Annotated in this window: 21 protein-coding genes and 1 tRNA gene; 10 read left to right on the top strand and 12 right to left on the bottom strand. The window is 67.3% G+C overall.

The genetic code is table 11. The features are described from left to right. Positions 1–221: 221 nt before the first annotated feature. From LQ953_RS08515 to LQ953_RS08505, 3 genes are all read left to right on the top strand, one after another. Positions 222–536, top strand: a complete 315-nt coding sequence (locus LQ953_RS08515) for a phosphoribosyl-ATP diphosphatase (RefSeq protein WP_231030304.1) — start codon at positions 222–224, stop codon at positions 534–536. A gap of 54 nt (positions 537–590) precedes the next feature. Beyond that, complete coding sequence (locus tag LQ953_RS08510) at positions 591–968, top strand: histidine triad nucleotide-binding protein (RefSeq protein WP_231030303.1); 378 nt, start codon at positions 591–593, stop codon at positions 966–968. A 137-nt stretch (positions 969–1,105) separates the two neighbouring features. Then, on the top strand, positions 1,106–2,647 hold the full coding sequence (locus tag LQ953_RS08505; protein ID WP_231030302.1) for an amino acid permease: 1,542 nt from the start codon (positions 1,106–1,108) through the stop codon (positions 2,645–2,647). Between the two features lie 273 nt (positions 2,648–2,920). On the opposite strand, the gene LQ953_RS08500 is transcribed toward LQ953_RS08505, so the two are convergent. Then, on the bottom strand, positions 2,921–3,919 hold the full coding sequence (locus LQ953_RS08500) for an adenosine kinase (protein WP_231030301.1): 999 nt from the start codon (positions 3,917–3,919) through the stop codon (positions 2,921–2,923). A gap of 56 nt (positions 3,920–3,975) precedes the next feature. Here LQ953_RS08500 and LQ953_RS08495 point away from each other — a divergent pair, with 56 nt between their 5' ends. Continuing rightward, positions 3,976–4,665 carry an EI24 domain-containing protein gene (locus LQ953_RS08495; RefSeq protein WP_231030300.1) on the top strand — a complete coding sequence of 230 codons (690 nt, stop codon included), beginning with the start codon at positions 3,976–3,978 and terminating at the stop codon, positions 4,663–4,665. Beyond that, the gene (locus tag LQ953_RS08490; protein WP_231030299.1) at positions 4,662–5,033 is read left to right on the top strand and encodes a hypothetical protein; all 372 of its coding nucleotides are present in this window, start codon (positions 4,662–4,664) and stop codon (positions 5,031–5,033) included. Before LQ953_RS08495 ends, LQ953_RS08490 begins: the two co-directional genes overlap by 4 nt. A 1-nt stretch (position 5,034) precedes the next feature. Here the strand turns inward: LQ953_RS08490 and queG are convergent, their stop codons facing one another. Further along, a complete protein-coding gene (gene queG / locus LQ953_RS08485; RefSeq protein ID WP_231030298.1) occupies positions 5,035–6,183 on the bottom strand; it encodes a tRNA epoxyqueuosine(34) reductase QueG in 1,149 nt (382 codons plus the stop codon). Positions 6,184–6,224: 41 nt separating this feature from the next. On the opposite strand from queG, the gene LQ953_RS08480 reads away from it, so the two are divergent. From LQ953_RS08480 to msrB, 3 genes are all read left to right on the top strand, one after another. After that, positions 6,225–7,145: an ABC transporter ATP-binding protein gene (locus LQ953_RS08480; RefSeq protein ID WP_231030297.1), complete on the top strand. Its 921-nt coding sequence runs from the start codon at positions 6,225–6,227 to the stop codon at positions 7,143–7,145. Then, entirely contained in the window at positions 7,142–8,365 is a 1,224-nt protein-coding gene (locus tag LQ953_RS08475; RefSeq protein ID WP_231030296.1) for an ABC transporter permease, read from the top strand. Before LQ953_RS08480 ends, LQ953_RS08475 begins: the two co-directional genes overlap by 4 nt. A gap of 363 nt (positions 8,366–8,728) precedes the next feature. Further along, the gene (gene msrB, locus LQ953_RS08470) at positions 8,729–9,208 is read left to right on the top strand and encodes a peptide-methionine (R)-S-oxide reductase MsrB (RefSeq protein WP_231030295.1); all 480 of its coding nucleotides are present in this window, start codon (positions 8,729–8,731) and stop codon (positions 9,206–9,208) included. A gap of 6 nt (positions 9,209–9,214) precedes the next feature. Here the strand turns inward: msrB and LQ953_RS08465 are convergent, their stop codons facing one another. Next, positions 9,215–9,787 carry a CHAP domain-containing protein gene (locus tag LQ953_RS08465; protein WP_231030294.1) on the bottom strand — a complete coding sequence of 191 codons (573 nt, stop codon included), beginning with the start codon at positions 9,785–9,787 and terminating at the stop codon, positions 9,215–9,217. A 374-nt stretch (positions 9,788–10,161) separates the two neighbouring features. On the opposite strand from LQ953_RS08465, the gene LQ953_RS08460 reads away from it, so the two are divergent. Beyond that, complete coding sequence (locus LQ953_RS08460) at positions 10,162–10,713, top strand: hypothetical protein (RefSeq protein ID WP_231030293.1); 552 nt, start codon at positions 10,162–10,164, stop codon at positions 10,711–10,713. A gap of 9 nt (positions 10,714–10,722) precedes the next feature. Here LQ953_RS08460 and LQ953_RS08455 read toward each other — a convergent pair whose 3' ends face one another. From LQ953_RS08455 to LQ953_RS08430, 6 genes are all read right to left on the bottom strand, one after another. Then, positions 10,723–11,454, bottom strand: a complete 732-nt coding sequence (locus tag LQ953_RS08455) for an extensin-like domain-containing protein (RefSeq protein WP_231030292.1) — start codon at positions 11,452–11,454, stop codon at positions 10,723–10,725. Further along, complete coding sequence (locus tag LQ953_RS08450; protein WP_231030291.1) at positions 11,451–12,188, bottom strand: NUDIX hydrolase; 738 nt, start codon at positions 12,186–12,188, stop codon at positions 11,451–11,453. The genes LQ953_RS08455 and LQ953_RS08450 overlap by 4 nt, the downstream gene beginning before the upstream one ends. 62 nt (positions 12,189–12,250) lie before the next feature. Next, positions 12,251–13,261, bottom strand: a complete 1,011-nt coding sequence (locus LQ953_RS08445) for an SMP-30/gluconolactonase/LRE family protein (RefSeq protein WP_231030290.1) — start codon at positions 13,259–13,261, stop codon at positions 12,251–12,253. Positions 13,262–13,306: 45 nt separating this feature from the next. After that, positions 13,307–14,641 carry an ATP-binding protein gene (locus tag LQ953_RS08440; protein WP_231030289.1) on the bottom strand — a complete coding sequence of 445 codons (1,335 nt, stop codon included), beginning with the start codon at positions 14,639–14,641 and terminating at the stop codon, positions 13,307–13,309. Further along, entirely contained in the window at positions 14,638–15,360 is a 723-nt protein-coding gene (locus LQ953_RS08435; protein WP_231030288.1) for a response regulator, read from the bottom strand. The genes LQ953_RS08440 and LQ953_RS08435 overlap by 4 nt, the downstream gene beginning before the upstream one ends. A 129-nt stretch (positions 15,361–15,489) precedes the next feature. Further along, a tRNA-Ala gene (locus tag LQ953_RS08430) sits at positions 15,490–15,565 on the bottom strand. Between the two features lie 216 nt (positions 15,566–15,781). Between LQ953_RS08430 and LQ953_RS08425 the strand changes: the two genes are divergently transcribed. Further along, a complete protein-coding gene (locus LQ953_RS08425) occupies positions 15,782–16,831 on the top strand; it encodes a DUF2171 domain-containing protein (RefSeq protein ID WP_231030287.1) in 1,050 nt (349 codons plus the stop codon). A gap of 55 nt (positions 16,832–16,886) precedes the next feature. Here LQ953_RS08425 and LQ953_RS08420 read toward each other — a convergent pair whose 3' ends face one another. From LQ953_RS08420 to LQ953_RS08410, 3 genes are read right to left on the bottom strand one after another with little or no spacing between them, the layout of a single operon-like run. Then, positions 16,887–17,834 (bottom strand): alpha/beta fold hydrolase, encoded by a 948-nt coding sequence (locus LQ953_RS08420; protein ID WP_231030286.1) that lies wholly within the window; start codon positions 17,832–17,834, stop codon positions 16,887–16,889. Then, a complete protein-coding gene (locus LQ953_RS08415; protein WP_231030285.1) occupies positions 17,831–18,040 on the bottom strand; it encodes a helix-turn-helix transcriptional regulator in 210 nt (69 codons plus the stop codon). Before LQ953_RS08415 ends, LQ953_RS08420 begins: the two co-directional genes overlap by 4 nt. Further along, positions 18,037–18,453 carry a hypothetical protein gene (locus LQ953_RS08410; RefSeq protein WP_231030284.1) on the bottom strand — a complete coding sequence of 139 codons (417 nt, stop codon included), beginning with the start codon at positions 18,451–18,453 and terminating at the stop codon, positions 18,037–18,039. Before LQ953_RS08410 ends, LQ953_RS08415 begins: the two co-directional genes overlap by 4 nt. Positions 18,454–18,521 lie beyond the last annotated feature (68 nt).

Here is an 18,521-nt window from a genome sequence, read left to right as displayed (position 1 = left end):
TGCGCGGATGCCCCGCATCGCCGCAGCTCTGCTCCTCATTGCCGCGCCTGTCATGGCCCAGCCGCATAGCGGTGTGGCGAGCAGCCGCTCGATGCCCGAGCTTTCCGATCTGGCGCTGGCCGCTTGCGCCGCGGCGGGTGTCTGGTTTGCGCGCGCCAAGCTGCGCGCCCGGTTCCGCCGCAAGGATTGACAGCGCCGCTCCGCTCCCGCAGCGGCAGGCGATGGACACGCTCGACGCGCTTGAACAGACGATCCGCCAGCGCCGCGCGGCCGATCCCGACACCTCCTATGTCGCAAAGCTGATGGCCAAGGGCCGTGCCAAAATTGCGCAGAAGGTCGGCGAAGAGGCCGTCGAGACGGTGATCGCGGCGATTGCTGACGATCACGCAGGCATGGTGAGCGAGGCCGCCGACCTGATGTTCCACCTGCTCGTGCTGCTCGCCGACGCCGGACTGAGCCTGGACGATGTGCGTGCGGAGCTTGCGCGGCGCGAAGGGCTGTCGGGACTGGAGGAAAAGGCGGGGCGGACGGCCTAAGGTCCTCCCCGGCACGAGGAGGATTGGGTATGCCGCTCTGAAAGGAGACCTCCCATGCCGATCGACGCCACCCAGCCCTATGACCCGAACAACATCTTCGCGAAGATCCTGCGCGGCGAGATCCCGGCGAAGACGGTATACGAGGACGACTACGCGCTCGCCTTCCACGACATCGCGCCCCAGGCGGCGCATCACGTGCTGGTGATCCCCAAGGGCGCTTATGTCAGCTGGGACGATTTCTCGGCGCGCGGCAGCGACGCGGAAATCGGTGGGTTCGTCCGCGCTGTCGGCAATGTCGCGCGCGAAGCGGGGCTGGTGGGCGACGGCTATCGCCTGCTCGCCAATGTCGGCGCACATGCCGGGCAGGAGGTGCCGCACCTGCACGTCCACATCTTTGGCAAGCAGCCGCTGGGGCCGATGCTTGCGCGCTGAGGCGTCAAAGCGCCAATTCCGTGCGCCTGGGCGGGGCTCAAGCGCACTAAAGGATTGCACGTCCGGCGTTTGCGGCTAGGCTCGCGCCTTTCATCAAGGGCGCGGTGCCAGAGAGCGCCGTCTAGGGGATCAACTCAATGATATTCGGGCGCGTAAAGCCACTCGATGCCATTCTAGCGACAGCCGAAAAGAAATCACTGCACCGCACGCTTGGTGCCTTTCAGCTGACCATGCTCGGAATCGGCGCCGTGATCGGCACCGGCATCTTCGTTCTCACCGCCGAGGCCGCACAAAAGGCCGGCCCCGGCATGATGATCTCGTTCATCATCGCCGGCCTGGTCTGCGCCGTAGCCGCACTCTGTTACGCCGAAATGGCGTCCATGGTCCCGGTTTCGGGCTCCGCCTATACCTATAGCTATGCGGTGATGGGTGAGTTGATCGCCTGGATGGTCGGCTGGGCGCTGATCCTCGAATATGCCGTCGCCGCAGGCGCGGTCTCGGTCGGCTGGTCGGGCTACATGGTCGGTTATATCGAGCATGCCTTCGCCATCGACATTCCGAACACGCTGGTGCTCGGGCCGCTCGACGGCGGTGTCATCAACCTGCCCGCGATGGTGATCGCTGGGCTGGTGACCTGGCTGCTCGTTATCGGCACCAAGGAGTCGGCGACGATCAACGCCGTGCTGGTGGCGATCAAGGTGATCGCGCTGACGCTGTTCATCATCCTCGCCCTTCCGGTCATGCGGATGGAGCAGTTCGAGCCCTTCTCGCCGCTCGGCTTTGGCGGCATCTCGGCAGCCGCGGCGTCGATCTTCTTCGCCTATGTCGGCTTCGACGCGGTCTCCACCGCGGCAGAGGAGACCAAGAACCCGCAGCGCAACATGCCCATCGGCCTGATCGGCAGCCTGGGTTTCTGCACGGTCTTCTACATCCTGGTCTCGGCAGGCGTGATCGGCGCGCCGGGCATAAGCGCACAGCCGGTGCTCAATGCACTCGGCAGCATGCTCGAACCCGGCAGCCCCGAGCTGGCGCAGCAGTGCGCCGCCCGCGCTGCCGAAGGCGCCAAGGACGTGGTCTGCTCCAAGGAAGCACTCGCCTTTGTGCTGCGTGAAATCGGCTGGCCGCAGATCGGCAACCTGATCGGGCTTGCCGCGATCCTCGCGCTGCCTTCGGTCATCCTGATGATGATGTTCGGCCAGACCCGCATCTTCTTCACCATGAGCCGCGACGGCCTGCTGCCGGCGATGTTCAGCCGCATCCACCCCAAGTTCAACACGCCGCACGTCATCACGATCATGACCGGCATCGCGGTGTCGCTGTTCGCGGCATTCTTCCCGGTGGGCGCGCTGGCCAACATCTCGAACTCGGGCACGCTGTTCGCCTTTGCCGCGGTGTCGATCGCGGTGCTGGTGCTGCGCCGCACCGACCCCAGCCGCAAGCGGCCGTTCCGCACCCCGGCGATCATGGTGGTGGCGCCGCTGTCTATCCTGGGCTGCATCTACCTGTTCTTCAGCCTGGACGTGCACAGCATCCTGCTGTTCGGCATCTGGGCGGCGATCGGGCTGGTCGTGTATCTCGCCTATAGCCGCTCGCGCAGCCATGTCGGCCGCGGCATCGTCGATGTGCCGGAGCACGAGGCGTATGAAGAGCTCGACCCGCCGGTGCCGGGGACGCGCTGAGCCTGCCTCCTCCCTGCGGAGGGAGGGGCATCCCAAGCGGATACAGAAAAGGCCGGGGCGCAAGCCCCGGCCTTTTTCATTCAGATCCTCCCCTGGAGGGGGAGGGGGACCAGCCGCAGGCCGGTGGAGGGGTATTCTCCTCATCGGACATCGCTTGGGGAGAATACCCCTCCACCAAGCTTCGCTTGGTTCCCGCCCCCTCCGGGGGAGGATCTGAATACAAAAAGGGCCGGGAGTTATCCCGGCCCTTCTGGTTCAGCGAGGTGCCGAAGCTCAGCCGAGCCGCTCAGCGGCAAGCTTCTTCAGGTCCACCTCTGCGCGCGCGCCGTAGTGCTGGATGATCTCCGCCGCACAGATCGCCCCAAGGCGCAGCGACTCTTCGATCCCCCGGCCCTGCGCCTGCCCGTGCAGGAAGCCCGCCGCGAACATGTCGCCGGCGCCGGTGGTGTCGACCAGCTTGGCAATCGGCTCGGCAGCCACCTGGACGCGCTCGGCACCCGATACCGCCAGCGCGCCCTGCTCGCTGCGGGTCATCACTGCCAGCGGCACCTGCGCGGCGATCGTCGCAACCGCTTCCTCGAAATCGTCCTTCTGGGTCAGTGCCAGAAGCTCATTCTCGTTGGCGAACAGGATGTCGATCAGCCCATCGGCGATCAGCTTGCGGAAATCGTCGCCGTGGCGCGAGATGCAGAACACGTCGGACAGGGTGAAGGCGACCTTGCGGCCGTTCGAGCGCGCGATCTCGATCGCCTTGCGCATCGCGGCGCGCGGCTCTTCGGGATCCCACAGATAGCCTTCGAGATACAGGATCGCGCCATTGGCGATCACCGACTCGTCCAGCGCCGCCTCGGGCAGGAACTGCGAGGCACCAAGGAACGTGTTCATCGTGCGCTGGCCATCCGGCGTCACGAAGATCAGGCAGCGCGCGGTGGTCGGCTGACCGGGGCGAACGGCCGTGTTGTAATCGACTCCGGCCGCACGCAGATCGTGCGCGAAGACCGCGCCGAGCTGGTCGTCGGCGACCTGGCCGATGAACGCGGTTTTGCCGCCCAGCGCGGCGATGCCGGCAACGGTGTTGCTCGCCGATCCGCCCGAAACTTCACGGCCCGGGCCCATCTTGGCATAGAGCGCGTCGGCTTCCTCGGGTGAGAACATCAGTTGCATCGAGCCCTTGGCGACGCCGATCTCCTCGATGAAGCTGTCTTCGGCCTGGGCGAGAATATCGACGATGGCATTGCCGATCGCGACCACGTCATAGGTGGGGCTGGTCAAGTGTGGGCTCCAATTGGGTTGCGTCCACGCCCTAGGGGCGGGCAAGGAAGAGCGCAATGATCCAGGCTTTCTTCCTGTCGCTGGGCCAGTTGTCCGACCGGCCGGTGCTTGCCGTGTTCGCCAAGTCCTTTGCGCTCACGCTGCTGCTGTTCGCCGCCGGCGGCGTCGGGCTGTGGTATGGCTTGCATGGGCTGGAGGCGGTGGTCGCCTCCTGGATGGGAGCGGGCGAGAGCGGCTGGCTGGCCGATGTCGCGACGGTCCTGGTGCTGGCGCTCGCCTGGTGGCTGTTGTTCCGAATAGTCGCGGTGGCCGCAGTGGGTGTGTTCGCCGACGAAGTCGTCGCGGCGGTCGAAGCACGCCATTATCCCGACGCGCATGACGCCGCCCATGACGTACCGCTCGCGCGCTCGGCGGCGATGGGCTTGGGCTCGGCGGCACGTGCGATCGGGGTCAATCTGTTGCTGTCGCCGCTCTACCTGTTGCTGCTGGTGACCGGCGTCGGCACCGCGCTCGCCTTCTTCATCGTCAACGCCTGGCTGCTCGGCCGGGATCTGGGCGACATGGTGGCGGTGCGGCACATGCCCTATTCGGCACTGCCGGCGTGGCGCGGGCGCACCCGTGGCCGCCGCTTCGTGCTGGGTGCGATCGGAACGGGGCTGCTGCTGATACCGTTCGTCAATCTGGCCGCGCCCGTACTGGGCGCCGCGATGGCCACGCATGTTTATCACCGCGGGAGACGCGCATGAGGTTCTGGTTCTTGGGTTCGGCGCTGGCGCTGGGGGCATGCAGTGGCGGCGGCGCGATTCCCGCGGCGCGGCCCGCTGGGCATGTCCCGGTGCCGGGCGGGCCTGTGCCGGCCAGCGTCAGCGCGATCCGGGGCCAGACCGCTAACGCGCTGCTGGCGCAGTTCGGCAAGCCCCTGCTCGACGTGAGCGAAGGCACGGCGCGCAAGCTCCAATTCGCCGGGCCGATCTGCGTGCTCGACGCGTATCTGTACCCGCCGCACAAGGGACGCGGCGAGCCGGCAGTGACCTATATCGACACGCGGCAACGCGATGGCAGCCCGATCGACCAGGCGAGTTGTCTGGCGGCGTTGGGTGCTCAGCGGAAGTGAGTCAGATCCTCCCCCTCGGGGGAGGACCTTGGACGGCCCACTCTGCCAAAACTTCTGGATCGGCTTCGACCGCTAACCGCGCCTTCCGCTCAGCCATCCACCGCCCTGCATCCAGCTGCCGCAGCGCCCAGATGGCCGCGCCGCGCACCTCAGCCGTTGGATCCTCCAGCAAGCTCGCTACCACCGGCACCAACCCGGCATCCCCGCTATTCCCCGCCGCGATCAGGCAATTGCGCACCATCCGGTCGCGCCCGATGCGCTTGATCGGCGACCCGGCGAACACTTCGCGAAACGCGGCATCGTCCAGCTGCAACAAGTCGCGCAGTTCCGGTGCAACCAGTTCCGCGCGCGGCAGGAACGCCTGGTTGGCCTGCGCCGCCGCCGCGAACTTGTTCCACGGGCACACCGCCAGGCAATCGTCACAGCCATAGATGCGGTTGCCGATCGCCTCACGAAATTCGGTCGGGATCGGCCCCTTATGCTCGATCGTCAGGTACGAGATGCAGCGCCGGGCATCGAGGCGGAAGGGCGCCGGAAACGCATTGGTCGGGCAGGCCGACAGGCACGCGTCGCAACTGCCGCAAGTGGTGCGCCCGGCATTATCGGGCGTGAGATCCAGCGTGGTGTAGATCGCACCAAGGAACAGCCAGCTGCCATGCTCGCGGCTGACCAGATTGGTGTGCTTGCCCTGCCAGCCCAGCCCCGCCGCCTCCGACAGTGGCTTCTCCATCACCGGCGCGGTGTCCACGAACACCTTCACGTCCGCCCCCGGCGCCGCCCCGACCAGCCAGCGGGCAAGTTCCTTCAGCCGCCGCTTGATCACGTCGTGATAATCGCCACCCTGCGCATAGACCGAGATGCGGCCGATCCCGCCCTCCCCGGCCAGCGCAAGCGGATCGGTGGCCGGCGCGTAGCTCATGCCCAGCGCGATGATCGAGCGCACCTCAGGCCATAACCCCGCCGGGCTTTCGCGGTGGTGCGCGCGCTCCTCCATCCAGATCATCGATCCGTGTGACCCGTCCGCCAGCCACGCGCGCAGCCGCACCCCTGCCTTGGGCGCAGCGTCCGCGCGTGCGATTCCACACGCCGCGAAACCGATTTCCGCCGCCTTTGCCTTGATTTGCGCTTCGAGTGACTTGCCGTGCTGCACATCGGCCCGCTACCACACAGCCAGCAAACGGGGGACCCACATTGAGCAGCGGACTGGCGGTAAGCGCCGCCAACCTCGTGAAGCGCTTCGGCGACCGGCCTGCCGTTGACGGCGTCGGGATCGCCGTGCCCCAGGGGCTGATCTACGGCGTGCTTGGGCCGAACGGCGCGGGCAAGACCACGACGCTGCGCATGCTGCTGGGCATCATCGAGCCGGACGAAGGCGAGCGCATGCTGCTCGGCAATGATCGTCCGCGCGACGCGAGCGACCGGGTCGGCTACCTGCCTGAGGAACGCGGGCTTTATCCCAACATGAAGTGCCGCGAGGCGATCGCCTTTATGGGCGCACTGCGCGGGCTGCCCTGGAAAATCGGCCGCAAGCGCGCAGTCGAACTGCTCGACGCAGCCGGCCTCGGCCATGCCGCCGACGATAAGATCCGCAAGCTGTCCAAGGGCATGGCGCAGCTCGTCCAGCTCCTGGGTTCCGTGGTGCACGAGCCCGATCTGCTCGTGCTCGACGAGCCCTTTTCCGGGCTCGACCCCGTCAACCAGGAGCGGCTGGAAAAGCTGATCCGCGCCCAGCAGCAGCGCGGCGCCACCATCCTCTTCTCCACCCATGTCATGGCGCATGCCGAGCGGCTGTGTGACCGCCTGTCGATCATCGCCGGCGGCAAGGTGCAGTTCGAAGGTACCGTAAACGAAGCCCGCGCCACCCTGCCCTTCAAGGTCTATTACACGCCGCACCACCATGCCGAGGCGGCCCGCGCGCTGCTGCCCGAGGACGCCGAGCGCGACGGCGATGGCTGGCGCTTCACCATGCCGAACGACGGAGTCGAAGCACTGCTGATCCGCCTGATCGAGGCGGGGCACGGCATCTCCGGGCTGTCGATCGAGCGGCCCAGCCTGCACGACGCGTTCGTGCGCATCGTCGGGCGCGACGCATTGAAGGAGCATGCGGCATGACCAAGTTCCGCCGCGCCGCCCGACAGGCGCTGACTGTCGCCCGACGCGACTTCACCGCCACGGTGCTGACCCCCACCTTTCTGTTGTTCCTGCTGAGCCCGCTGCTGATGATCGGTTTTGGCGTGATCGGCAGCCTCAGCGCCACCACCGCCGCGACCGGGGGCGAGGCCAAGCGGCGCATCGTGGTGATCGCGCCGCAGCGCGAGGCGCAGATCGTCCAGGCAGTCGACAAGCAGCTGCGCACCGTCTTCACCGATCCTTCCGCCCGCCCCGAACTGCGCATCGACATGCCCGCGGGCGACCCCGCAGCACAGGCGCGCGCGCTGCTCGCCAGCGACCGCATCGACGTTGCCGCGGTGCTCTATGGCGCGTTCGAACGCCCCCACATCCTGCGCGCCGCCTCCGCCAACGTCGAAGCGGGCTATCTCCAGCAACTCGCCGAACAGGTGGTGCGCGCGCAGCGCGCGGGCACCACGGTGCTGAGCCGGCCACAGGTGGAAGTGGTCCAGCGCGGCCAGACGACCACCAGCGGGCGCAGCCAGGCGGCCTATTTCGCAGCGTTCGGCATCTTCTTCCTGACGCTGATGCTCTCGGGCCAGGTGGTCGGCGCGATGGCCGAGGAACGCTCGAACAAGGTGATCGAAGTGCTCGCCGCCGCGGTGCCGCTCGAAAGCGTGTTCTTTGGCAAGCTGATCGGCGCGTTCGGATCGGCTTTGCTGTTCGTGTGCTTCTGGGGGGCGCTGGTCGCCAACATTCCCCGATTCCTGCCCGGCGACATCGCCGCGGAAGTGGGGGAGATCGGCACGGCCGTAGGCCCGGTGTTCGCACTGCTGTTCGTCGCCTATTTCACCATGGCATACATGCTGCAAAGCGCAGTGTTCCTGGGCATGGGCGCGCTTGCCGGCACCCAGCGCGAGATCCAGATGCTGTCGCTGCCGATCACGGTGTTCCAGTTCGGCATGCTCGGCCTTGCTTCCTACGCCGCAGGTCATCCTGACGGCTGGGTCACCACCTTTGCGGAGGTGTTCCCGTTCAGCTCCCCCCTCGCCATGGCCGCCCGCGCCGCCAATGCGCCCGAGCTGTGGCCGCATCTGCTGGCGCTCGCCTGGCAGGCGCTGTGGGTGGGGATCACGGTGACGGTGGCGGCCCGCCTGTTCCGGCGCGGGGTGCTGAAGTCGGGTGGGCCGAAGCGGCGCAAGGCGGCGGCGGCTTCGGCCTAGCTCCTTCTACGCGCGCATACACGCACCACCAGTTCCCCGGCGAAGGCCGGGGCCCAGCCGCAATGACGCCGCGATGGCGTGCCACCGCTTCAAACCGCGCCGAAGCTGGGCCCCGGCCTTCGCCGGGGAACTTGGAAGACGAGGCGACGACTGCACCCAGATCCTCCCCCGGAGGGGGAGGGGGACCGCCAGCGAAGCTGGTGGTGGAGGGGTATTCTCCTCATTGTACAAAGCTCGCGGCGCCTACCCCTCCACCAGCTTCGCTGGTCCCCCTCCCCCTCCGGGGGAGGATCTAAGACGGGAGCGGCTTACTAGCCTCCGAGGGAGGATTTAAACAAACCCTCCCCTTCCTACATACATCTCATGCAAACCACCCGCCGCACCTTCCTCGCCGCTACCACCCTCGGCGCGCTGACCGCAGCCTGTGGCGGCGCCGAAGCGGCGCAGCGGTTTCCCTTCACCCTCACCGATGCCGAATGGCGCAAGCGGCTGTCGCCCGCCGCCTACAACGTGCTGCGCAGGGAAGGTACCGAGCGGCCTTATTCCAGCCCGCTCAACAAGGAGCATCGCGCCGGCACCTTTGCCTGCGCGGGTTGCAGCTTGCCGCTCTTCTCGTCGCGGACGAAGTTCGAAAGCAACACCGGCTGGCCCAGCTTCTACCAGCCGCTCGGCAACGCCGTGGCGACCAAAAGCGATCGAACCCTGGGGATGTTGCGCACCGAAGTGCTGTGCCGCCGCTGCGGCGGGCATCTGGGCCATGTCTTTGACGATGGCCCGCGCCCCACGGGCAAGCGCTATTGCATGAATGGCGTGGCGATGACGTTCAGGCCAGGCGCCGCCTGACGCCGCTTAGTTGGCGACGCCGGTTGCCTTCAGGTCGCTCAGGTCGAGGTTGAGCGACGCCATCTGGATCTTGTCGGACTTCTTGGCGATCTGGGTAGCGGGCAGTTCGGCTTCCGGCGCGCCATCGGCATAGATGAAGCCGTTGACCGGGTAGCTCGAGGTGCCGAGACCGCCGACGGACGCGTACCACACGCGCACCTGGCTCCAGTCGCCTGCCGCCGACACGTCGATCGCGCGCACGTTGCGCTCGATCCCGCCGCGGGTCGACCAGTTGGCGTGGGTCAGCAGCACTTCGCGGTCGCTCACCACCTTCGACACCATGGCGACATGGCCATAGGGCATCTTGCCGGTCTTCTGGAACGACATCACCGAACCAGCCTTGGGCGTGTTGCCGCGGGCATAGCGGCCGGCAGCCTGGCTCCACCAGGTCCATGCGTTGCCGCGGATATCCACGCCGGAAACTTGGCGGGCGAACGGCACGCACTGAAGGACACCGCCCTTTGCCTGGGCCGGGATCACAGTCATCAGGGCGAAAGCCGCCGTCAGCGCGAAACGCGCTGCAAAAACTCGGAAATTCATGTGACCCCCCGGTCAGGAAGCGTTGTTGGAGTGTTGCTACACAAATCATAGGACGGCGGTACACCCCTGCAGCTCGCCGATCCGATGAGCCGTTGGGTCGAACCGATGAACTGACGGAACCCTGTAGAAGCCCGGAGGCAGCGCGGAATTCCGCCTCAGCGCTTTTCCGGAATAGCGCGGCGCAGCAATGTTGCGCAGAAGCGGGGGTGTAGGGACATTTTGCCCCTGTGTGCGTCACGCGTCGCGAATCATGTTGCAGCGCAGCAGCTTCTAGGCTCCAAATGAACAGGGGCCAACGCAAGCTTAAGCGTCGCGTTAACCAAAGCGGCGCAGGATGCTCGTGAAGGGGAATCGACCGGGGTGGGAGTGAGACGATGGCATCAAGGATGAAGCCGGCCCAAGGCGCGATGACGCTGGCCGAGATGAAGGAATTCGCAGGGTTCAGCGCAGCGACGCAGCGCTATATCCGCCGCTCGCTGGATATCGGGCTGGAGCGGCAGGATGCGCTGGAACGCTGGTCGCGCGACGTAGTCGAGGCTGCCAGCATCCGCGCCCAGGCCCGCATGTACGATCGGCTGGACGACATCCGCGCGCTGCTGCCCGAAGAAGCGGACCTTGACGCGCTGGAGCCATTCCTGGCGCCGCTCTCTACGCTGACTGCGTTCGACCTCGGCCAGGGCCGGATCACCAGCTTCTCGGCCTATCGCTTCCTGTACGAGCGGCTGGTGGGTGCGGAGGTGCGGCCGTTCCTTCCCTCCGCCTTTTGCGCGGCAGCGGCGCTGCCCAGCCTGCACCCGGAATTGCGGCGCAAGCTGCTGCAGTCGATCAGCGAAGCCGCGGCCACTGCGTCGGGCTGGTCGAACCGCCAGCCCGCCTTCTTCCCGCAATGGGTGGAAAAGGTCGACGCGGCCGCCCTGCCCAACTGATCGGCCGTCTCAGCGGCAGACCCGCCACCCCATCTCGCCCCGGCTTGCCTGGTCGAGATGCAGGTGGTCGTGGTGCGCCGCGTTGTAATCGGGCGACAGCACGGTGGCGAACAGCTTGCACCCGCCGGTGCGCACGTCGCGCAGGAACGCGGCCTTGTCGCCCCCGCCCTTCCAGTCCTTCACCACGCTAATCCGCGTACCGTCCGACAGGCGGAAAGCGGCGATGTCGACGGCGTTGGCGCTGGCATGCTCGCTCCAGTCGCCCGAGGTGCGGCCATAGATGCGCCGGCACGAATAGCTGCCGAAATGCTCGATCGTTTCCACCCGCGCGCCGAACAGGCGCTGGGCGGCGGGCTGGACGATGTCCCATTCCCATTTCGCGAGTCCTGCCGCGACCGGGCAGCTGGTCCCCAACCGCGCCGGGCTGTATTCGATCGCCTGCGCCCCGCCGGGCTGGAAGCGCACCGCGTCGGTATAGCCGCAACGCTCACCCCCGCGCACCGCCGGCAGCCGGATATAGCGCACCCCGGCGGCATGGAGCAGCGCCCGGCATTCGCCCGATTTTCCGGCAAGTGCCGCCAGCTTGCGTCCGGTAAACGCGCCGATCGGCTCGCCCAGGTCCAGCCGCGTCCACGGCACATCCTGCGGCCGATTGCGCAGCAGGGCGTAGAGCGAAAAGGCAATGCCCAGCAGCACGCCCAGCACGACCAGCGTCCGCAGCAGCCGCCGCACCACGCTCATGCGCGCACTGCCTGGTCGAGCCGTTCCGAGGTCACCGGGTAGCCCGCGTCCGCCGGGATGCAGAGATGCTCCCCATCGTCGCGCGCCTCGATCCAGGGCGTGATCGTGCGGACGGGGTGCGCGCGCGCGTCGGCGACCGCCTCCTCGAACGAAGCGAACCGCGCCAGCCGCTCCAGGTTACGGCGGGTGGGAAAGATCAGCGTCGCCTCTCCCGCGTCCGCCGCGGCAAGCACCTGCGCCGCGCTCGCCCAGAACGCCCGCACCGTCTCAGTCCCATCGACCACCGGCGCGGCATGCTCGGGCGCGCGCGCCAGATAGAAGCGCGTGTCGAAGATGCGGTGCGGCACGTTTCGAGGCAGCCAGCGGGCAAAGGGCACCAGCGCGTCGAGCCGCAACGCCGCCCTATGCTCTTCGCCAAGCGGCACCCCGGCATGCAGCCGTGTGCGCACCTGCACGACATCCCGCGCTGGCAGGTCGAGCCCCACCGCGATCCCTGCCTCCTCCAGCGTCTCGCGAACGGCGGCGATGCGCGCGGCCAGTTCCTCGCCCTCTCCCTCCATCGCGGCAGCCAGAGCGCGGTCACCCGGATCAATGCGCCCGCCAGGAAACACCAGCGCGCCGCCAGCGAACACCAGTCCCCGCGCCCGCTCCACCATCAACAACTCGGGCGCGCCATCCGCCACGTCGCGCATCACGATCAGCGTCGCGGCAGGGATCGGTGTCTCGTCGGCCATCCACCCCATCTAGGGTCGCAGCGGCGCGGAGGGAACACGCCCCGGCACCGTGGCCGTGCGGATCACCAGCCCGACAGCTTCAGCCGCACGCGCACCACGCTGTCGCTGGAGGTGATGAACAGCGTGCGCCCATCCTCGCCGAAGTTGCAATTGGCCGCTGCCTTGCCCGTGGAGATCAGCCCCAGCCGCCGCCCATCGGGCGCGAGCACATGGATGCCACCAGGACCGCTGGCGAACAGGTGCCCGCTCGCCGCCACTTCCATGCCATCGGGCAGCCCCGGCAGCCCGGCGACCACGTCCTGTCGGAAATCCACCAGCACCCGCGGCGGGCTCGCCCTGCCCTGCGCGTCGAGCGGATAGGCCAGCAGCACCGGGCGCTGCTCGTCGGATTGCGCGACATACAGCGTGCGCTCGTCGGGCGAGAGGCCAATGCCGTTCGGCCGCGTCAGGCTCCCGTCGAGCTGGGTCACCCGCCCATCGGTCGCCAGCCGGTACACGCCGTTCGCCTTCATCTCCTTGAGCGGCGAAGTGTCGCCCTCGGCCAGACCATAGGGCGGATCGGTGAAGTAGATCGCGCCCGAACGCGCGATCACCACATCGTTACAGCTGTTGAAGCGCTTGCCTGCATAGCGGTCGGCCAGGATCGTCTTGCGCTTGGTCTTCAGGTCGACGCGCGCGATCGCGCGGGTGCCGCTATCGGCCATCACCAGCCGCCCCTGCGCGTCGATCGCCAGCCCGTTGGCCCCCGCTTCCCGGATCGCCGCCGGGATCGGCCCAACCAACCCCGAGGGCTGAAGGAACGGCGCCGCGCCCCTCCCCGGCTGCCAGCGATGCACGATATTGGCCGGCACGTCGGAAAACAACAGATAGCCGCCGTCGCGCACCCAGACCGGCCCTTCGGTCCAGCGGTAGCCGCTGGCGATTACCTCGACCTTGGCGTCGGTCGCCAGGATGCGGTCAAGCTCGGGATCGAAGCGCTGCACCGCGGGCGCTTGCGGCGCGTATGCGTGCGCCCGTGCCGCGAGCGGAAGGGCGGCAGCCGCTGCAAGGCAGGCGCGGCGAGAAAGGTGCATGGTCTCTCCTTGGGTTCTCGTTTGCCGCATCTTCGCGGCAGTTGCTCAAACCGGCAAGGTCACCCGTGCGCAAAGCCCGCCATCGGCCAGATTTTCCACGCTGATGTCGCCGCCATGGGCTCGCGCGACAGCGCGGGCGCTGGCCAGCCCCAGTCCGATCCCGCCGGTGTCGCGGTTGCGCGAGCGCTCCCCGCGAAAGAACGGCTCGAACACATGGTCGATATCAGCGTCGGGAATGCCCGGGCCATGATCCCGCACCGTGACGGACACTTCGTCGCCGCTGCATTCCAGCGACACCTGCGCGCTGCCGGCATATTTCAGCGCGTTGGACACCAAATTGACGATCATCGCCTTCAGCGTGGCAGGATCGCCTTCGATCACCACCGGCTCGCCGGGCTGCAGCACCACGGGCTCGCCACGATCGCTCAGATCGTCGATCACCGTTTCGGCCAGCGAGCGAAGATCGAGCCGCCGGCGCGTAGCGGGCTGACCGGTTTCGCGGACATAAGCGACGGTGGACGTGATCAACGCCTGCATGTCGCGGATGTCGCTTTCGCAGGCACGTCGCACCGGGTCCGGCGCCGCTTCGAGCCGCAGTGCCATGCGCATCAGCGGCGTGCGCAGGTCATGCGCCAGCGCGCCGATCACGGTCGTGCGATCGTCGACATAGCGGTTGAGCCGCGCCTGCATCTGGTTGAACGCGGCGGCCGCTTCCACGATCTCGCTCGGGCCGCTCAGCGCCAGCGGGAGGGCCTGAGGATTGCGCCCCAGCCGCTCGGCCGCGGCTGCAAACGCGCCGAACGGCTTGGCGATGCGGTGCGCCAGTGCCCAGGCGAACGGCGCCACCGCCAGCACCGATGCGATCAGCCACAGCACGCCGTACCACCGCCATGGCTCGACAATGCCGGCGGGCTCGATGCGGGTCCAGCGGCCATCCTCGCCCTGCACCCACAGGCGAAAGCTGCCGAATACGAACACCGACCGTGCAGCCTCCGGGCTGGAAAAGGGCAATGCGCGCGGCACGTTGCGCCGTTCATACACCGGTTGACGGCCCAGAACGCCGGTCGGGAAATCGAAGCGAATGCGCGCGGCGTTCGTGCCCAACGCCATGGCCAGCGCCAGGCCCAGCCGCTCGCCGCGCAAATTGGGGGGCACCGATGGCACCTTGGTTGCCGGCGAAACGCTGAGTTCCTCCGGCGCGCTGCCCTGCCCCGTCACCGCATCGGCGATCTGGCCGATGGTATAAAGCTTCTGGTCGGGGGTCTCCGCGGCGACCACCAGCACCAGGTTCATCAGCTGCACCACGCCGACGCACAGCAGCATGAACAGGAAGATGCGCAGGAACAGCGGCGAGCGGGGCCCGTCGCCGCCCGAACTCACAGGCGCGACACGCGCGGGACGAACAGATAGCCTTCGTTGCGCACAGTGCGGATGATGTCGTCACCACCCGCGCGCAGCTTGCGCCGCAGGCGGCTGACCTGAACGTCGATCGCCCGGTCATAGGCGTCGGTGTCGGGGCCGCGCGCGGCCTGCAACAGCACTTCGCGCGACAGCACGCGGCGCGGGCGCTCGATAAACACGCGCAACACCGCGAACTCGCCATCGGTCAGCCCGACCAGCACGCCATGCGGATCGAACAATTCGTGGCTGCCCAGGTCGATGCGCCAGCCTTCGAACACATAGACTTCGTTGCTGGCCGGCGCCGCGGTGCCCCGCCGCCGCAACGCCGCGCGCACGGTCGCCAGGATCTCGCGCGGGCTGCACGGCTTGGACAGGTAATGCCCCGCACCACCCTCCAGCCCCAGGATGCGGTCGGTCTCCTCGCCCAGCGCGCTCAGCATGATGATCTCAGGGCCATCGGCGCGGGCGATGCGGCGGCACGCGGACAGCCCGTCCTCGCCCGGCATCATCACGTCCAGGATCACCAGGTCGACGGGCGTGCTCGCCAGGATCTCGTCCATGTCGCGCGTGTTCGACGCCGTTTCGACGCGATAGCCGCGCCCGCCCAGGCTGTTGGCCAGCAGCATCCGGATGTCGCGGTCGTCGTCCACCACCAGCAGCGTGGCGGAACTGTCGGGGTTCTGGGTAACGGTAACCATGAGGTACTGATACTCGAATTAGGTACGCATTACTTCCCTAATTTCCCTTGCCTGCCGAAAACCGCAGCAATCAGCGCGCCCTGCTATCGCGGAGACTGCCAGCGACATTTGGCAAGGAAATCAGGCGACTGGTGGAGCTGAGGGGAATCGAACCCCTGACCTCTGCAGTGCGATTGCAGCGCTCTCCCATCTGAGCTACAGCCCCGCCGCCGGTCCCCGAAAAATCCGGGAGGCGCTTTCATTAGCTTTGCTCGAAAACCAATGCAACATCGCATGGTTCGACGGATGGAAGCGTGCGCGCGGCGGACTTGAGCCGTCTGCGGAACCCCGTTCCTTCCCAATCGCTGAACCTTTTGGAAGGCGCGCCGGGCTGCGTTCTGCGCGGTCTGCGCCCCTGCCCCCAAAAGCAGGAGAGACGGAAATGGACGATCGCAACAATCGTTATGGCCGCAGCGGCTCTGACCAGGGCCGGGATTACGGCTCGGGCCGCGACTACACCTATTCCAGCGCGCGCGACTATGCAGCGGCCGGCATGCGCGGCGACCAGGGGCGCGAGCGCGGCGGCTATGGCCGTGGCGAGAACCGCGACAGCTACCGCGATGACAGCCGCTGGAACGAACGCTCCGGCTATGGCGGCCAGACCCGCGACTGGGGTGGCGGCGAACATTCCAGCCATGGTGATGACCATTATGCCGGCGGCTACAGCAGCGGCTATGGCGAGGGGCGCGGTTATGACCGCTCCAGCTATGGCGCAGGCGCCGTGCACCGGGGCGGCGGCGAGTTCCGCGGCCATCCGCGCGACTATGATCGCCAGCAGGGATACCGCCAGCAGAGCCAGCATCAAGGGCGCGATGAGCGCGACCGCGGCTTCTTCGAACGCGCCGGCGACGAGGTCCGCTCCTGGTTCGGCGACGAGGAGGCCGAGCGCCGCCGCGAGCGCGATCAGCGCTATGACGAGCACCAGGGCAACCATGAGCGCTGGGCCGATCGCAGCAAGGGCGATGACCATTACCACCAGTGGCGCCGCCAGCGCATCGCCGAGCTCGACCGCGATTATGACGAGTACCGCCAGGAGAACGCCCAGCGTTTCCACAACGAATTCTCCAACTGGCGCAGCGAGCGCCAGGGCCAGCGCGACTCGCTGTCCCGCGTGACCGAACATATGGACGTGGTCGGGTCCGACGGCGTGCATGTCGGCACCGTGGACAAGGTGCGCGGCGACCGCATCATCCTGACCAAGAGCGACGCGGCAGCCGGTGGCCATCACCACTCGATCCCCTCGCGCTGGGTCCAGACCGTTGATGACAAGGTCACGCTGCGCAAGACCGCGGACGAGGCCAAGGCCCACTGGAAGGACGAGGAACAATCGGGCGCGATGTTCGGCGACGGTTCCGACGACAAGGGCGGCAACGACACGCAGAACTGGCGCTCGGGCGGCAATCTGAACCGCAGCTTCTCCGGCACTTATTAAGCGCCGGACCCAAGGGTGAGCAAACTGGCCCGGGATCACTCCCGGGCCTTTTTTTTCATCCGTTCAGGAACAGGCTCAGCGCCTTGGCGAACGCGTCGGGCTGGTCGAGCATGACGAAGTGGCCGCTGTCGCCAATGCCAACGAAGCGCGCGTGCGACGCACCGGCATATTCCTTCCTGTAAACGTCCAGCACGGCTTCCCCGCCGCCCTGTTGGCTCCATGGCACCAGCACGGTGATCGGGGTGGCGATCCGCGGCAGGTCGGGGCCCAGGTTGGTAAGCAGGTCCTCATAGATTGCCTGTCCCGACACGCGCATGTCCGCCGCTAGGGACCACGCCCCCACCTGGGCGCGCGACGCGGGCTTCAGCGCGTTGCGCATGCCCACTGCCTCGGCCATGGAGGCTGGGATCACGCCATGGAGCGACACCATCTGCTCGCGCATACGCGCGGCCATGGGTTCTGCATTGGCGAAGTCAAAGCCGGGCGCGAACACCGTCCCGAACCATGGCAGCGCGTCGACAACCAGCAGCCGCCGGACATCCCCGGGGTGATCGCGGGCAAGCAACATGCCGAGCAGCCCGCCCAGCGAATGGCCCACCACCGCGGCGTTCTTCAGCTTATGGGTGGCGACCAGCCGGTGAAGATCGGCAACCGCGCCTGGCAGGATGCCGGGCTTCAGATTGGCCCGGGGATCCTCGCCGCCAAAGCCATTCAGCTGGACAAGATACACCGCGTGCTTGCGCGCAAGCTCCGGAGTCACGCCCTCCCACACTGCGCGCGGTGTGGACAGGCCAGGGATCAGGATCACCGGACTGCCCTTGCCCACGATCTGGACGGAGATGTGGTCCATCTGGACCAACCCGGCCGGCGCGGTGACGCCCTGCGACACGGCAGGCGCCGCAAAGCCGGGCGAACCGCTCGCCGCCCAGAGCGCGACCAGAATGGCGAAGAGCGGCAGCCGGCTGCGGTTGCAGCACGCGATGGCACGAAGGCGGCGGATCATTGGTCCTGCTCCTTGGCGGGATTGGTGAAGATGTCCTCGATCGTCATTTCGAACAGGTCGGCGATCTTGAAGGCGAGTGGCAGCGAGGGATCGTACCGCCCGGTCTCGATGGCGTTCACGCTCTGGCGCGAGACCTCCAGCGCGGTTGCCAGGTCCTGCTGGCTCCAGGCGCGCTCGGCGCGCAGCACGCGCAGGCGGTTCTTCATGCCTCCCCACCTGCGATCCGGTCGCGCCAGCTCATCACGCACTGGGCGGCACCCCATGCCGCGCACCACAGCGGAAAGCCCATCATCAGCACGTCGGCGTCGGCCTCGATCGCCCCGCCATTGGTCAGAAAGGCATAGATGGTCACCGCCGCCAGCAGCACGCCGGTACCCACCAGCATGGAAGTCGCGATGCGCTGGCGCAGGAACTCGTCGGTTTCCTCGAGGAGGTACAGGCCCATCACGCCGATCATGGCGATGATCGGCAGGGCAGGCAGGACCGACAGCACCACCAGCGCCGCGCCGGTCGGGTGCCAATGCCGCAACGCCCAGATGCAGCCGAACAGCACGACCACATAGGAGATGATCGTCGGCCAGAACCGGCGAAGATAGCGACGGCCCGCAGCAGTGTTCATCCGCATAGAAAGCTCCCTTGTTCTTCAGTCAAGGGAGCTTTACGTCAAGCACGCTTTCCATGTCAACT

Source organism: Sphingomonas sp. IC-56, from assembly GCF_021043375.1.
Taxonomy (GTDB): domain Bacteria; phylum Pseudomonadota; class Alphaproteobacteria; order Sphingomonadales; family Sphingomonadaceae; genus Sphingomonas.
This window is presented reverse-complemented; position numbering and strand designations above follow the sequence as displayed.

What these genes read in the sequence shown, in the direction of transcription:
- LQ953_RS08515 (WP_231030304.1), top strand. Translation starts at nt 222, where the DNA reads ATGGACACGCTCGACGCGCTTGAACAGACGATCCGCCAGCGCCGCGCG.
- LQ953_RS08510 (WP_231030303.1), top strand. Translation starts at nt 591, where the DNA reads ATGCCGATCGACGCCACCCAGCCCTATGACCCGAACAACATCTTCGCG.
- LQ953_RS08505 (WP_231030302.1), top strand. Translation starts at nt 1,106, where the DNA reads ATGATATTCGGGCGCGTAAAGCCACTCGATGCCATTCTAGCGACAGCC.
- LQ953_RS08495 (WP_231030300.1), top strand. Translation starts at nt 3,976, where the DNA reads ATGATCCAGGCTTTCTTCCTGTCGCTGGGCCAGTTGTCCGACCGGCCG.
- LQ953_RS08490 (WP_231030299.1), top strand. Translation starts at nt 4,662, where the DNA reads ATGAGGTTCTGGTTCTTGGGTTCGGCGCTGGCGCTGGGGGCATGCAGT.
- LQ953_RS08475 (WP_231030296.1), top strand. Translation starts at nt 7,142, where the DNA reads ATGACCAAGTTCCGCCGCGCCGCCCGACAGGCGCTGACTGTCGCCCGA.
- msrB (WP_231030295.1), top strand. Translation starts at nt 8,729, where the DNA reads ATGCAAACCACCCGCCGCACCTTCCTCGCCGCTACCACCCTCGGCGCG.
- LQ953_RS08465 (WP_231030294.1), bottom strand. Translation starts at nt 9,787, where the DNA reads ATGAATTTCCGAGTTTTTGCAGCGCGTTTCGCGCTGACGGCGGCTTTC.
- LQ953_RS08460 (WP_231030293.1), top strand. Translation starts at nt 10,162, where the DNA reads ATGGCATCAAGGATGAAGCCGGCCCAAGGCGCGATGACGCTGGCCGAG.
- LQ953_RS08455 (WP_231030292.1), bottom strand. Translation starts at nt 11,454, where the DNA reads ATGAGCGTGGTGCGGCGGCTGCTGCGGACGCTGGTCGTGCTGGGCGTG.
- LQ953_RS08450 (WP_231030291.1), bottom strand. Translation starts at nt 12,188, where the DNA reads ATGGCCGACGAGACACCGATCCCTGCCGCGACGCTGATCGTGATGCGC.
- LQ953_RS08445 (WP_231030290.1), bottom strand. Translation starts at nt 13,261, where the DNA reads ATGCACCTTTCTCGCCGCGCCTGCCTTGCAGCGGCTGCCGCCCTTCCG.
- LQ953_RS08435 (WP_231030288.1), bottom strand. Translation starts at nt 15,360, where the DNA reads ATGGTTACCGTTACCCAGAACCCCGACAGTTCCGCCACGCTGCTGGTG.
- LQ953_RS08425 (WP_231030287.1), top strand. Translation starts at nt 15,782, where the DNA reads ATGGACGATCGCAACAATCGTTATGGCCGCAGCGGCTCTGACCAGGGC.
- LQ953_RS08420 (WP_231030286.1), bottom strand. Translation starts at nt 17,834, where the DNA reads ATGATCCGCCGCCTTCGTGCCATCGCGTGCTGCAACCGCAGCCGGCTG.
- LQ953_RS08415 (WP_231030285.1), bottom strand. Translation starts at nt 18,040, where the DNA reads ATGAAGAACCGCCTGCGCGTGCTGCGCGCCGAGCGCGCCTGGAGCCAG.
- LQ953_RS08410 (WP_231030284.1), bottom strand. Translation starts at nt 18,453, where the DNA reads ATGAACACTGCTGCGGGCCGTCGCTATCTTCGCCGGTTCTGGCCGACG.